This is a genomic window from Prevotella conceptionensis 9403948 (assembly GCF_000312305.1).
Classification (GTDB): Bacteria; Bacteroidota; Bacteroidia; order Bacteroidales; family Bacteroidaceae; genus Prevotella; species Prevotella conceptionensis.
This window is the reverse complement of sequence record NZ_HE999451.1, coordinates 38,522-53,232: the sequence shown is the minus strand read 5'-3', so window position 1 is coordinate 53,232 and position 14,711 is coordinate 38,522. Positions and strand designations below refer to the sequence as shown.

At 49.7% G+C, this 14,711-nt stretch carries 9 protein-coding genes and 1 pseudogene; 1 reads left to right on the top strand and 9 read right to left on the bottom strand.

All coding sequences use genetic code 11. The features are described 5' to 3' along the window. The 5 genes from BN93_RS12775 to BN93_RS12750 form a co-directional block, all read right to left on the bottom strand. On the bottom strand, positions 1-264 hold a 264-nt coding region (locus BN93_RS12775), incomplete at its 3' end, for a carboxypeptidase-like regulatory domain-containing protein (protein ID WP_044260775.1). A gap of 70 nt (positions 265-334) precedes the next feature. Beyond that, positions 335-2,599 (bottom strand): GH92 family glycosyl hydrolase, encoded by a 2,265-nt coding sequence (locus BN93_RS12770; protein ID WP_044260835.1) that lies wholly within the window; start codon positions 2,597-2,599, stop codon positions 335-337. 231 nt (positions 2,600-2,830) lie between these two features. Next, complete coding sequence (locus tag BN93_RS12765) at positions 2,831-3,598, bottom strand: discoidin domain-containing protein (protein WP_019188717.1); 768 nt, start codon at positions 3,596-3,598, stop codon at positions 2,831-2,833. Between the two features lie 30 nt (positions 3,599-3,628). Then, positions 3,629-6,379: a GH92 family glycosyl hydrolase gene (locus tag BN93_RS12760; RefSeq protein WP_044260773.1), complete on the bottom strand. Its 2,751-nt coding sequence runs from the start codon at positions 6,377-6,379 to the stop codon at positions 3,629-3,631. 1,691 nt (positions 6,380-8,070) lie between these two features. Continuing rightward, a complete protein-coding gene (locus tag BN93_RS12750) occupies positions 8,071-9,072 on the bottom strand; it encodes a malate dehydrogenase (protein ID WP_009231266.1) in 1,002 nt (333 codons plus the stop codon). A gap of 309 nt (positions 9,073-9,381) precedes the next feature. Here BN93_RS12750 and BN93_RS12745 point away from each other — a divergent pair. Further along, a pseudogene (locus BN93_RS12745) lies at positions 9,382-11,178 on the top strand (aminopeptidase P family protein). A gap of 144 nt (positions 11,179-11,322) precedes the next feature. On the opposite strand, the gene BN93_RS12740 reads toward BN93_RS12745, so the two are convergent. The 4 genes from BN93_RS12740 to BN93_RS12725 all read right to left on the bottom strand — a co-directional run. Further along, positions 11,323-11,814 (bottom strand): gamma carbonic anhydrase family protein, encoded by a 492-nt coding sequence (locus BN93_RS12740; RefSeq protein WP_019188710.1) that lies wholly within the window; start codon positions 11,812-11,814, stop codon positions 11,323-11,325. A 312-nt stretch (positions 11,815-12,126) separates the two neighbouring features. Further along, positions 12,127-12,822: a NigD1/NigD2 family lipoprotein gene (locus BN93_RS12735; protein WP_019188709.1), complete on the bottom strand. Its 696-nt coding sequence runs from the start codon at positions 12,820-12,822 to the stop codon at positions 12,127-12,129. Further along, on the bottom strand, positions 12,819-13,973 hold the full coding sequence (locus BN93_RS12730; protein WP_019188708.1) for a 1-acyl-sn-glycerol-3-phosphate acyltransferase: 1,155 nt from the start codon (positions 13,971-13,973) through the stop codon (positions 12,819-12,821). Before BN93_RS12730 ends, BN93_RS12735 begins: the two co-directional genes overlap by 4 nt. A 166-nt stretch (positions 13,974-14,139) precedes the next feature. Continuing rightward, positions 14,140-14,711, bottom strand: a 572-nt coding sequence (locus BN93_RS12725) for a D-alanine--D-alanine ligase family protein (protein ID WP_019188707.1), incomplete at its 5' end; no start/stop codon positions are given.

Here is a 14,711-nt window from a genome sequence, read left to right as displayed (position 1 = left end):
GAGGGTAGACCGGTTGCCAACCTTCAACCTTTGGCTCTGCATGCCGATACAAGTGATGTCTAACACGTCGCCAGGCTCTGCATCAATGGCATACCTACCCTCGGCATCCGTAACCACAGCAGCCTTGTTTTGAATTTTGATTACTGCTCCCACGATGGGTTCGGCTTTCGTGTCAGACACCTTACCCGTTATGTGTTTGCCCTGAGCTAATGCCGACAAGGGCACCGAACAAAGCGAGAACAGCAACAATGCGTATTTATTCATTCTCATCTGATTTTATTGTTTGTACTTAGATTGTTGGCAGGCAGCAAAGCGTTTGCTTGCCCATCCCACCTTAATAATAAGACGGCGGAACGTCTTTCTCTGTCGCTCCCCATTGTTTGTTGGGCCCTTTACCCATCACGAAGTTCAGCCTTGCGCCATGTTTCAGTTTGTTCCAGTCTAACCACGTGGATGTTGTTTCGCGCCCGTCTACTTGCAAACGCTGTATGTAAGGGGCATCATTGCCTGCGTTTTCACCAATAATAGTGAGCGTTTTACCCCCCTTGAGCTGCAACTGAACCTTAGTGAACAGCGGACCCGTTACCACAAAGCCTCCAATGCCCGGGATGTAGGGATACAATCCCATAGCCGAGAATACGTATAAGGCCGACATTGCACCGGCATCGTCATCGCCGGGGAGCCCGTTAGGCGTATCGTCGAACCGATTGAGGACGTTTCGCACCATCCGTTGACTTTTCCATGCCTTGCCTAAGAAGTTGTACACGTAGACACTCCCAAAGCAAGGTTCGTTGCCCAACCAATAATATGGAACATCGGGTGCCCAACCGCACTTCACTTGCGACGTAAACGTGTCGAGCCGTTTCTCCATAGCATCCTTACCTCCACAAAAGTCTGTCAGGGCATCCACGTTGTGCGGAACGCTCCAGAAATACTGCATGGCATTACCTTCGTTAAAGCCTTTCTCCATGTTGGGCGCGAAAGGTGTTAGGAAACTGCCGTCGGCGTTTCTCGGTCTTATCAGTCGCGTTTCTTCATCAAATAGTTTTTCGAAACTTTGCGAACGGTTCATATAATAGTTGTATGCAGCCTCGTCGCCAGCAGCCTTGCATATCTGGGCAATAGAAAAGTCGTCGATAGCATATTCAAGGGTCATCGATGCGCCATGCCCATGCCTATCTACGGGCACGTATCCATACGTCATGTAGTCTTCAACGTGCTCCCAACCGTGGAAACCTTTACACTTAATGTGTTTCACCGACACGCGTTTCATCATCTCTTTGGTTGCTTGCAGGTCGAAGTTCCGTGCCCCAAAGGCATAGAGATTGGCAATGAAGGGGAACGTTGAGTAGCCATTCATCACCCCATATTCAACGTTGTTCATGCTCCAATTGGGATAAGCCCCTCCTTGCTCGGCATCAAGTAACAGCGATTGGGCCATGTCCGAAGCCTCATCGGGTGCGATTAGGGCCTGCAATGTGGCGGTTGTGCGATAGGTGTCCCACAGCGAGAAGTTGGCATATTGTTTCCTTCCATTGGCCACACGATGCACTTTATCGTCAAATCCCATGTAGTCGCCGTTCACGTCACTGTACACGTTGGGGTGCAAAAGGTTGTGGTAAACGGCGGTGTAAAATGCCTGCCGTTGACTTTCGCTGCCTCCTTCTACGGTCAGGCGCGACAACATGCGCTCCCATTGCGATTTCGTTGCGCGGCAAACGTCCTCAAACTCCCAACAGCTTATCTCTTCTTGCAGGTTTTTGCGGGCGTTATCGATACTCACATACGAGATGGCCACCTTCATTTTCACAGCCTTTCCATTCAACTTTCCAAACGACACGTATGCGCCCACGTCGTCTCCTGCCACGTTAGAGGCCCCTTCGGCCTTGGCTTTGCCTTTCCACACGCCGTAGCTGCTGAACTTGGTGTTGAACTTAGCCACAAAAAACACACGGTATGGGCGGTCTTTGGGGTCGCGCCAACAAAATCCGCCCGTCGAAACCCACCCCGTTACGGTCATGGCTGTCGACTCGATGTGCAGTTCTCCATCGCCAATGCCATTGGCGCAATTGGTAGGAGCGAACACCAGATGTGCCTCTTGGTCGCCACGATAGGTAATTTCGCCGATGGCAGCGTGTACCGTAGCAGCGAACTTCGCATCCACATGGTAATCGTCGAGCGTAACGGAATAATAGCCAGGCATTGACTTTTCGCGTTCGTGCGAGAACCGCGACACGTAAGCATGCTTGTCGTTCACGGGCGATTTGTCGAGCGTTCCCGCTACGGGCATAAACTGCAAGTCTTGCATGGCATGGCAACCCACACCGCTATAATGTGTCAGCCCAAAGCCGTTTATCTCGTTCCGGAAATATTTGTAACCCGGACGCGATGCGGCATCTTCGTAATTGTCGAACGTGTTGTTAGGACTTAACGACAGCATGCCGAACGGAGCCTGGGCACCAGGGAAACAGTTGCCCTCGTTGCCCGTGCCTATAAAGGGGTTTACAAGCCGATAGGGTGTCTTGTCTTGGGCAAAAAACACCCTTGGCATGCCCAGGATAAGAACCAGGCATACCCAAAATCTTACTGGTTTAAGCATAAGCCACCTGTTTGTAAGGGAGGGGGTAAAGGTGCGCCGGACGCCGCAATAGTTCGACGTTTTCGTTAAGCCAAAGGAGACAATGCCAAACTTGTTCGAACGTTGCCTTGGCGAGTATTGAAAATCGCCGGCACGGCTCTTTTGGCAAAGTGGAAAGGCTAAACGTTCTTTGGGGAGGAACAAGAAGAGAACCATGCAGCACCATAAGGCGCCCCCTTACCGCACCATTTACTATTTTACGCCATATAGTTCCAGTTCCCAAACGCGGATGGTGAAGTCTTTGTTCGGGTCGTAGGCCACGAATTTCACGTATCTTCCCTTGACGGGAGCAAAGGTAATGTCTTTCACGTTATCGTTGTTCCCCGTCTCGCTTAGGGCCAAAGTCCAGTCGGTTTGGTTATCGCTCACAAAGAGTTTAAAGTTTTGGATGTTGTCGTAATCGGTCTCTTTGGTACGGCAGTCGTAGAATTTCAAGCGATAGATTTGGCATGTTTGCCCTAAGTCTACCACCACTTCGTGTTCTTTCTTTCCCTCGGCACACCATTTCTTGCTGTAATTGTCGGGGGCGGCGGTACCATCAAAGAGCCAATCGGGCCTTTCGTCGCCCACGTTGCCGCTACACGACACAACCTTCTTGCCAACACTCAGCAGCTCTATCTTTTTGCTGTTCGATACTTCTACGTTGGTTTTCAGTTCTACGTCGTCGCTCTCATCGTTGCTTTCCACAAACACCTTCACCTCGTAATTACCTTCATCGGGGATTTTCACCACCACTTTGTTGCCCCTTTCAGACAATTTCTTAAACTGTTTGGGTAAAGTCCACTTGTACTTGTAGGTGGCAGACGGATTGGTGCCTTCTACCTCAAACGACACTTTGCCGCCAGTGGGAAGCAGCACTTTCGAGGCTTTAAGGCAAAGCTTGTTACCCGTTTGTTGCCCGAATGCCGAAAGCACACCGAGCGTGAGCATAAAGCCCAACGTCAAAAGGAAATGTTTCATGTTGTTTAAATATTAATTGTTATTCGATGTTCACTTCGTTAGTTCGTACCTTATGGTTGCCCCGTTCTTCAGGTCGTCATAAGTGATGATGCCGTCGGTGCAGGTTTTTCCGTTCACCTTCACCTCTTTTATATAGATGTTCTTGTCGGTGCGGTTGGGCGCGCTTATCTCGATGTTGCCGTTTGGCCGTTGTATGGTAACCCGTTTAAACAAGGGCGAATTGAGATAGTAGATGTTTTGCCCTGCGTTGGGGAAGAAACCCATAGCCGAGAAAAGCCACCACGAAGACATGGCGCCGCTATCGTCGTTGCCGGGCATGGAATATTCGCCGAAAAGGTTTTCCAACACGTGGTTCACCCAATAGCAAGTGAGGTCCATCCGCCCGGCATGATTGAAGAGGCGCGCCGTAAGGAACGATGGCTCATTGGCCAACTCCAACAGGCTGTTTCTGAAACCGTAGTCCAGTTTCTTGGCAAACTGCTCTTTGCCACCATTCAATTCGATGAGTTTGTCTATGTCGTGGGGCACGAAGAAAGAATAAGTCCAAGCGTTGGCTTCATAAAAATAGCGTTTCCACGAGCCCCAAAAGTAGGTGGCATCTATGTCTATCCACTTTCCGTCTTTGTCTCTGGGGCAAATAAAGCCCTTAAAGCCCTTGCTTTCCAAGTCGGCGTTCCACATGTTCACCCAGCGTTTCGAGCGTTCCAGATATTTCTTGTAGTCGCATTCGTGACCCAATTTCTTGGCTGCCAATGCCACACAGTAGTCGTTATAGGAGTATTCCAAGGCTGTTGATTGGGCCATCACGCCACCGGGGAGCCATCCGTTCTGCCGATAGAACAGCGTATCGTTTTGACCCAACCCCTTTTCGCCCACCATTAACGGCGCTGCACGGCGCTCGTGGTCGGCACTGAACTTCAAGTACTTGTAAGCCTCAGCCTTGTCAAAGCCCTTAATGTCTTTAATAATAGCGTCGGCCACGATGTTGTCTACATCGTTTCCGCCTTGTTCTTCGGCCATATCGTTACCTGCTATATAGGCGTCTTTCACCTTTCCGTTCACCTTCCAGCGATTAACGAAGGCCTGAACGTTACGTCCAACCACGTCGGGCTCGATGATGGTGAGCAGCGGGAAGAGCGTGCGCCACGTATCCCACACGGCGAAATGGTCGTCCCACAGTTCCTTGTTGCCGAATGCGGGGAACTCGTTGGTGCGGTTTCGGGGCATCAGCAAGCAGTGATACAAGGCCGAATAAAATTGTTTCATCCTCACGGCTGGGGCCTCGTCTACAACGATGTCGCTCAATATGCGGTTCCACTTGTCCTCGCCGCGTTTCTTCGTTGCCTCGAAATCCCACCCTGGAATTTCGGCGGCAAGATACTTCTTGGCCTGCTCAACACTGTTAAACGATATGGCTATCTTGAGTTTAACCGCCTCGCCGTTGTTCGTGTAGTATGTAAAGTAGCTGCCTATGCGGTCTTCTCCTTGGGTTAGTTGGGCCTTCTTGGCACCTTGTTGCAGTGTCCCGTTTTTCCAAACGCCGAACGTTCGGGGCTTTTTGTCTAGCTGCGCGGTGAAATACAACTTGTAAAAACCACCGCTGAAACCACCCTCGTATTCAATCATACCCGAAAATCTGTCGCCTTCGTCACTGTCTATGCTCACGCTGTTTGCCTTAACTGTTCCGCCGATATATTTGGCAATGTCGCGGGTAAGACTGTGGGTTACGTCCATGGCGATGTTCGCCTCGGGCGTTTGCGGGAAAGTGAAACGGTAAATGGCGGCATGTTCGGTTGGCGTAAGTTCGGTAACGATGCCATACCTGTCTAACCTTGCCCTATAATAGTTGGGCTTGGCCACTTCGTCGCTTGCCGGCGAGTCGTGTTCGGTTTCGCCAACGCTGAGCCCCACTTGTGGCGAAAGCAAGAAATGGCCATACTTTCCCCATCCCGTTCCACTAACGTGCAGCTGCCCAAAACCGCGTATTGGCTGATTAGGTGCATAGCCGTCGTGTTCGCCTTCGGGTGTTTGGGGCGACGGATTGATGGAGCCGAACGGCATTTGCGGACCAATAACGCAGTTGCTTCCGTTGGCATCGATAACGCCCACCCTATTGTCTACAAACGACATCAGTGCGTATATCTTTTTCTTACCCTCCGTATGCAGATAGCGTGGTTTAACCATAGCACCCCATTTGCCTATCGGCTCGATGCGCGAGGGCTGCCCTGCGCCCCTAGTCCACACCTGGAACTCCATCAAGCGCACAGCATCGTCTTTGGCCTCTTCGGGCACAAGGAAGCGAACTAAGCGCACACCATTCCAATCCACATCGTAAACACGTTGGTTTTGGGTATTTGTTGTCTCTGTAATTCGGTCGGTCCAGTGTTGTCCGTCGACACTTGTTTGCACCTTATATATGTTGTTGGGGTCCCAATTTTCCCATATCAGGCAAACCTTACGCACGTTGTAATCTTTCTGAAGGTCGTAAAGCAACCACTTGTTTGGCGAACTGTTGTCGCACCATTTGGTTCGCACGTCCCCATCGCAAGCCTTCTCGGGCGTCTCATTCTGGTTGACGAATGCCGACGCACTCACATCAATGTCTTTCGACAGGGCGATATTGCGCATAACGGTATCTGCGTTTGCGGTTTGTGCCTGCTTTGTTACGGTCACCTTTTTACGTTTCGCGTGCGTGTTGTCCGTAGGGAAATTTGTCCGCACCACAGCGTGCAAGGCTACGGCTACAAACAACAGAGCCGGTAATAATGTATGTTTTCTCATTTGTCTATATAGGTAAATATATTGTTACTGTTAATACGTATTTACACCTATTGCAAGGATTAGGCAAAGCAGGGCCGTTTTATGGGCAACCATTCAATTTGCTATTGATTTAGCTCCACAAGGAATAAAAAGGTTGCAACAGCGCACATTTTGTCATAATTTGGCAATAACTGGTGGATTATCATGTGCACAAAGTTAAGAATAATATAGTAAATCATTGTGCACTATATTATCAATATCTAATACTTTCTTGCATTATCACATTTTCTTTTTAACAATTTGGGTAATGTTACGGTGCATCCCGACCTTTTTCCCCTCCACCTTTCCAACATAGGCACTGAAGTCGTCTTGACTTTTTATGTTTCTATCATTTAAGAGGTGTTTGTTATCTCTGTTACGCCAACACAAGATAAACGCCCTTCTTACACACGAAGTAGAGGACAAATCAACCCACCAACTCATCAACTCGTCAACTCATCAACTCAAAAAAACACCAGCTCATCAACTGAAAAACTCAAAACACCTCCAACTCACCAGCTTTGCACCTCACCAACTTAAAAACTTATAGTCAAACAGAATTGCTTTTGGAAAATAGCTGATAGAAGAGTGCAACGCGTGTACAGCATGACATTAACAAGGCTTTACGCAGATTAAAAGTAGGTGTATTGTTTGCCTACGCTGCATTGGTGGCTTTCTAAATCCAATTCTGTTTGACTACAAATCATTATCTTTTATTTTACAATATCGTACCAATTTTCGATTCGTTCTAGCGAAAATATAGGCCCAAAAGTAGGCAAATCGCCCCATTTTTTAGCCTTTCGCTCCTCCCGGCATGTTCAATTTCAAGAAAAAGACCTGCATTTTGTACCTTTTAGCCTTTCTATTTTGCTGAACGGCTCGTAATTTTTCAAGCCCAAATGCACGCCTTTAACCCCTAAAATCCCACTTTTTAACCACTATTTTGCCCTTTTCGGTCATGTTTTTAATGGTTCTAAAAGGTTATATTTATACCATTGCTGTGGATAATCATGCTTCTCACCTTGCGTTTAGCACCATTTTGCCTGGTGTTTTGCACCAAAACACAGTGCATTTAGCACCAAAACGCAGTGCATTTTGCACCAAAACGCAGTGCATTTAGCACCAAAACGCAGTGTATTTTGCACCAAAACGCAGTGCATTTAGCAGCAAAACGCCCGAAACGGGGTGCAAACAGCGGTCTTTTTAAATAAAAATTCATTTCATCGTATTCACAAGCTACCCCCTTTTTGCATCAAAACAAACCTTCGCGAGAATCGATTTTTTGGGCCAAGCGGGTGAAGTGGTGGATAAAAAGGGCGCCATAGTGTTAAAATATATGCGGAAAAGCAGACAAAAACGAGGTGGTAGCAGGTGGGTTAATGAGTTTCAGGCATTGGGTTAATTAAGTTAGCGGGGCTAGTTTATTTAGTTCTTCTAGTCGGACTGGTCGGACTGGTCGGACTGGTCAGACTGGTCAGACAGGTCAGACAGGTCAGACAGGCCGGACTGGTCGGACTGGTCGGACAAGTTAACAAGAGTGGTGGGCGCAGCCATCTTTTCACCTTTTCACCCTTTCACCTTTTCACCCTTTAGGATGTGTCCAAACAAAAAACATCCCCCAAGCGCACTTGCGGTGCGTTGGGGGATGCGTGTTTTGGCTTTTCAGCCCTAACTTACTTCAAGTTGGGGTTGATTTCGCCCCACTTCTCTACGGGAGGAAGTACGCCAAGGGCGATAACCTCTTCGCGCATCTTCACCAAGTGGTCGTAGCTCTTCTTCAATTCGGCCATTTCCTCGGGCGTGCCAACAACCTCTTCGTAGGCAGAACCCTTCTCGGTGATGCTCACTTCCATAGCCATCATGATGTGGTCGATGCCTGCGAACGACACGTAACGACCTGCGGGCCATGCAAATTCTTCGCCTCCCATGGCGGCCTCAATCATCTTAACCGATACGTAAGCGGGGCTTTGGAACGAGCTGCGGCCACGAAGTTTGATGATGTTCGAACCACCTTGAACCGTCTTCTGCTTGATTTCGGCCCATTTTTCGGCACTCAGTTTCGGCGTACCGATAAGGTCGAGCAGCGGCGTGCCTTGCACTTTGGCGGTAGATGCAAACACAGCCATCGCCTCGCCGTGGCCTCCGTAGGTGCGGCAACCCGTAACTTCGCTCTGAGGAACACCGAAGTGCTTAGCCAATTCGCTTTGCAAACGGATGGAGTCGAGGGCTGCAAGCGTTGATACTTGTGAGGGTTTCAGGCCCGACCAGATGAGCGTTACCAAGCCCGTGATGTCTGCGGGGTTGAAGATAATAACCACATGCTTTACGTCGGGGCAGTAAGCCTTGATGTCTTTACCCAGCTGTTCGGCCACGGTGGCGTTGCCTTTGAGCAGGTCTTCGCGGGTCATGCCCTCTTTACGGGGAGCTCCACCCGACGAAATGATATACTTGGCACCTTTTAAAGCCTCCTTAACATCGGTGGTGTAGGTGAAGTTCACATCCTCGAAACCGCAGTGGCGCATTTCTTCGGTAACACCTGCCAATCCTGGTTCGTACACATCGTACAGGCAAATGTTGGGGGTTAGGCCAAGCATGGCGGCTGTTTGGGCCATGTTGGAACCAATCATGCCGGCTGCACCGACAATAACTAGTTTCTCATCTGTTAGAAATTCCATAATTATATTTGATTTTTGATTAAAGTAACTTCGTTACATTGTTAGGGCAAAGGTAGCAAAAAAAATGGTAAGGCAGGCATCTTATGCGGCCTTTAATTTGTTATAATTTTAAAACGTACGTGCTTTTTGTTACTTATGGCTGACAAAAGTGGTGGCAAAGGCCGTGTTTTTCATTTTTATTTCATAACTTAGCACCGCGCCAACAACATACGGGCACACTCCCCGCGACATGCTCCTCGACAGGACACGACGTACAAACGGGGGCGAAACACAACTAATATAACATGACAAAAACCAAAAGCACTAGATATGAAAACAATCGAACAACGACTTGACGCCTTGCGCCAACTGATGCGCACAGAACATTTGGCGGCATTTATCTTTCCCAGTACCGACCCCCATTCGGGCGAGTATGTGCCCGAACATTGGAAAGGACGCGAATGGATTTCGGGGTTCAACGGCTCGGCCGGCACGGCTGTGGTAACGCTCGACGATGCCGCCGTGTGGACCGACTCGCGCTACTTCATCGCCGCCGAAGAGCAATTACAAGGCTCAGGCTTTAAGTTGATGAAGGACGGATTGCCGCAAACGCCAAGTGTTGCCGAGTGGCTGACCGACAAGTTGCGCCATACCGACAACACCGAGGTGGCACTAGACGGCATGGTTAACACCTTGAACGAGGTGAATGCGCTTAAAACAGAGCTGAGAAAACTAGGCGGACTGACGCTGAGAACCAACATCGACCCGCTGAAAACGATATGGACCGACCGCCCAGAGATACCCACAAACAGCGTTGAATTGCAACCCTTGGAACTGGCAGGCGAAGAAACACGACATAAGATAGAGCGCATATGAAAGGCCTTGCGCACCGTACATGCCGACGGAACGTTGGTTAGCACCCTCGACGATGTGGCGTGGACGCTTAACCTTCGCGGCTCTGACGTGCAGTGCAACCCCGTGTTCGTAGCCTACCTGCTTATCGAACAAAGTCGCACTACCTTATATATTAATAAGGAGAAGTTAGGAGCAGAGGTGGCTGCGTATCTTAAATCGCAGCAAATTGAGGTGGCCGAATACGCCGACGTGGATAAGGGACTTGCCCGTTATGCCGAATATAACATCTTGCTAGACCCCAACACAACCAACTATACGCTTGCGCAAAAGGTTATGTGCCAAGAGATTATAGCGATGCCCTCGCCTGTCCCTGCCTTGAAAGCGGTGAAAAACGATGCCGAGATAAGGGGCTTTCGCAACGCGATGCTGAAAGACGGCATCGCGATGGTGAAGTTCTTAAAGTGGTTGAAACCTGCTGTGGAGAGCGGAACGGAAACGGAAATCAGTCTGGACGAGAAACTAACGTCGTTCAGAGCCGAACAACCGCTGTTCCGCGGAAAGTCGTTCGAAACCATCGTTGGCTACGAAGCGCATGGGGCTATCGTGCATTACGAGGCCACACTCGAAACGGATATTCCCGTAAAACCGCGCGGACTGGTGCTCATTGACAGCGGCGCGCAATATCAAGACGGCACGACTGACATCACGCGAACCATCGCTTTGGGCGAAACAACACCCGAACAACGCACGGCCTACACGCTGGTGCTGAAGGGATTTATCAACTTTGCGATGCTGAAATTCCCCGATGGCGCAACGGGTACGCAGCTAGATGCCACGGCACGCTTACCGCTTTGGCGCGAGGGCATGAACTATTTGCATGGCACGGGGCACGGCGTTGGGGCTTATCTCAACGTACACGAGGGGCCACAACAGGTTAGGATGCAATGGCGACCTGCGCCTTTCCACGCGGGAATGACCATCACCGACGAACCAGGACTATATATCGAGGGCGAATATGGCATCAGGATAGAGAACACCTTGCTCACCGTTCCCTATCGTTCAACGGCCTTTGGCGAGTTCTTGCAGTTCACTTCGCTAACGCTTTGTCCCATCGACACCGCGCCGATTGTGCTTTCCATGCTCTCGGCAGAAGAGATTACGTGGTTAAACGACTACCATCGCATGGTGTACACCACGCTTGCTCCACATCTAGACCGCGAACATCTGGTGTGGTTGAAGGAGGCTACAAAGCCGTTAGAGTTGGGAAGATAAAAGGTAATTGGCTTGACTTTACAAAATCAAACTAGCTTATCTAGGCAGCCAAGACATAGCGGCTTACCTAGATAAGCTAGTAACACCAGTGACATTAAAGACACCATGAAAGCCAGAAGGGCAGGCTAACCAATGGAATGAATCTTAATACCACTTCTTTATCTCCATATAATGCTGGGCGAACTCTTCGGCTTGGCCAGGCGCGGTGCGCTTAACCAGCTTGGCAGGAACGCCTGCCCACAGCTCGTTTGCACCAATCTTCGTGCCTTGCAGCACCACGGCACCAGCCGCAACCACTGCTCCTTCGCCCACTTCGGCGGCATCTAGCACCGTTGCGCCCATGCCAATAAGGCAGCCGCGACGAAGGATGCAGCCGTGAACAGTGGCGTTGTGCCCCACCGACACGTCGTCTTCTATCACCACGGGCGTGCCATGCGACTGGTGTACGCATGCTCCGTCTTGGATGTTTACGCGATTGCCGATGCGTATTCCGTCTACATCGGCGCGAAGAACTGCACAGAACCACACCGAGCAGTCGTCGCCCATAGTGACGTCACCTACAATGGTGGCGTTCTCAGAGAAATAACAATTGTTGCCCCATCGTGGGGCTTTACCGTTTACTTGCTTGGTAAGCATGATATTGAGTTTGTGAGTTAAATGAGGAGTTAAGGAGTTAAGCCAAATGCTTTGTGGCAGAGAGGCAAATTATCTTGTTAACTAATGGAGTTAGGGAGTTAGGGAGTTAAGGAGTTAAGCCAAATGCTTTGTGGCAGAGAGGCAAATTATCTTATTAACTAATGGAGTTAGGGAGTTAAGAAGTTAAGGAGTTAAGCCAATAGCTTGGTTAAACAACGAGGTTCGAAACAACTAAGGCTACGGACTTATCAAAGCATTTGGCTTAACTCCTTAACTCCCTAACTCCTTAACTACTCAAAGAAACTCCTCATTCTATCCTCCCCTTTCCACCGTAATCATCCTTTGATAATCCTTCACTCGAAACACGAAACGAGTGTTGGTGGGAAGTTTTTTAATGGGTACACTGATGTACACGCGTTGCGAATAATACTGCGGAACACCATTCTGACTATGCGCAAGGTGCATATATAAGATGTGTTCGCCAGTTGCGGTAGTAACAAACGAGTCGCGAACAACCCCTATTCGCTGCCTTCTATCGGGTTGATCTGTTCGCCCCACCTTCAATGCAAAGCCTATGTTGAAGTACTTTCTGTTTCTGCTAACCCATGCACTCTCGAACGTTACGGGGTCGGTGGGCCACGTTGTGCTGTCTGAAAGCGAAACAACTGGGATGGGAACAATACTCCTGGGGTTGACGTTTGCCCCGCGTTGGTCGTAATAATACAACACGCGATAAACGCTATCTGCCTTTGTTAAGGCCTTGCTTGATGTGTTCGGAGGAAACCGAAGCGTGTCTCCATCATCCGTAACGGCGAAAGCAAGCTTGGCATTGGCTGCGGTGTGAGCCTCGGCGAAGTGGGCTTTCAGGTACGAATTGCTACCATCGCCCGTGTCGTAACTATCGGTCTCGCACGCCGAAAGGATGGTAAGCGCAACAAGCACAACCACGAAAACCCCACCTAGGAACAAGCGTGCGAGTGGTGATATGACTTTACGAGCGTTCATCATACGGAGCGTTGGTTAATCAAGGGGTTGGCATACATCTCAAGCATGCGTTGTCGCAGGAAGGTTTCGTCCTTCTGCGGAAGGGTTATTTTAGCCATCTGACCCTCCAAATACTTCTCGAACGTGGCTTGCTCTTCGGCAGTAAAGGCGTTGTCTGCCCCTTTATCGCCTGTAAGCAGATACAACGCAACGCGGTTTCCGGGGTAAATACGATAGTTACGATAAATCTCTCGGTCGATGTGTTGGGCCACAGCAGCAAACAAGTCGCCTTTGGACATGTCGCGTTCAAGGCCTTCGAGGAAACCGTCAATGCACTGCGCGCAATGGTAATGAATGCCACCCTTATAGCCAACAATACCCGTTTGCATGCTCAGCACATCGTCTTGTGCACTCTTCTTAAAGTCGGGCGTGTCGCGTTTCTGCTGCATTTCTTTGGCTTTAAGGAAGTCGCAGGGGTCGTACTCGTACGAAATGGCCAGCGGCACAATGTGCAAGTCGGCCAATCGGTCAACAATGTCGCCCTCGCCGCCAATGGCCATCATCTTCAAAACGGCCTCTTGGGTGCGGTCGTTAGAATCTTTCGCACGCCCTTCGCGTTGTGCAATCCACACGTTCTCGTTCTTCTCGTTGATGGCGTAGTGCATATACTCCGACAAAAGCTTGCTGGAGGCCAGCATCTGGCGAATAGGCAGGTTGCGTTCTACGATAAACGACTTATTTACACGCACCAAGTCCTTCACCCACGGCAAGGAAAGCAGGTTGTCGCCAATGGCAATTTCGCATGTGGTAGAGAATCCGTTGTCGATAAGAAACTTGGCCAAGAAAGCCGAATCGAGCACGATGTCGCGGTGATTACTTACAAAGGTGTAGCGGCGTTGGCTGTCGATGGCCGTACTATCCATGTCTGCCCCACTGCTTGCTTTGGCCAACAGGTTTGCCAAAAAGGGGTAGGCAAAGGTCTTTTGCACTTCAAGACTGTTTTTGCAAGCACGCAGTTGTTGTGCAAAAAGCGAGAAAGGCAGCTGCGGAAAGATGTAAGTTATCACAGACTGGAACTGCTTATCGGCCAAAAGTCGGTCGAAAGCGGCGGGCAACTCTTCGGCATCAAAGGGCCGAATGGGCGCGAATTTCTCTAGATAGTTATTGGATTGCATGTTATGTAGATGATAAGAAGACAGCCTCCACTCCCCCTAAACAAAGTAACTGAAAAGCGATTCACATCGCTACCTAGCCATTCTATAAAATTAAACTAAACATTCTTACGTGGGGAGCGAGGCTGTCGAAATTATACGTTTTGGGCGTGTCGGCGCGACAAGGGGGTTAGAATTGGTTCTCCACAATGTCGCTCAACACGTCTTTCATTTCCATTCCAGCGGCGCGCACTTGCTGTGGAATAAAGCTTGTGGGCGTCATTCCAGGCGTGGTGTTCACCTCGATGAGGTTTATCTTATCCGTCCCATCGGGCTCTTTCGTCAAGATATAGTCGATGCGGATAATGCCGTTACAGCCTAGCAGTTCGTAGATGCGAGCCGTTTCCTCGGCCACCCTGCGTGCCGTTTCCTCGGCGATACGTGCAGGCGTAATCTCTTCCACCTGTCCGTTATACTTCGCATCGTAATCGAAAAACTCGTTATGGCTCACCACTTCGGTGGCAGGCAGCACCTTTGTTTCGCCCTTTACGCGATAGCACCCCACAGAAATCTCGGTGCCATCAAGGAACGATTCAATCACGGCCGCATCGTCTTCCATCAATGCTTTGCGCAATGCAGGAGCCAATTGGTCTACATTCTTCACCTTCGACACGCCGAAACTAGACCCGTCGGCAGCCGGTTTCACAAAACAGGGCATACCCAATTGCTCTTCTACGGCTCTTTCGTCGATGCCATACTCTT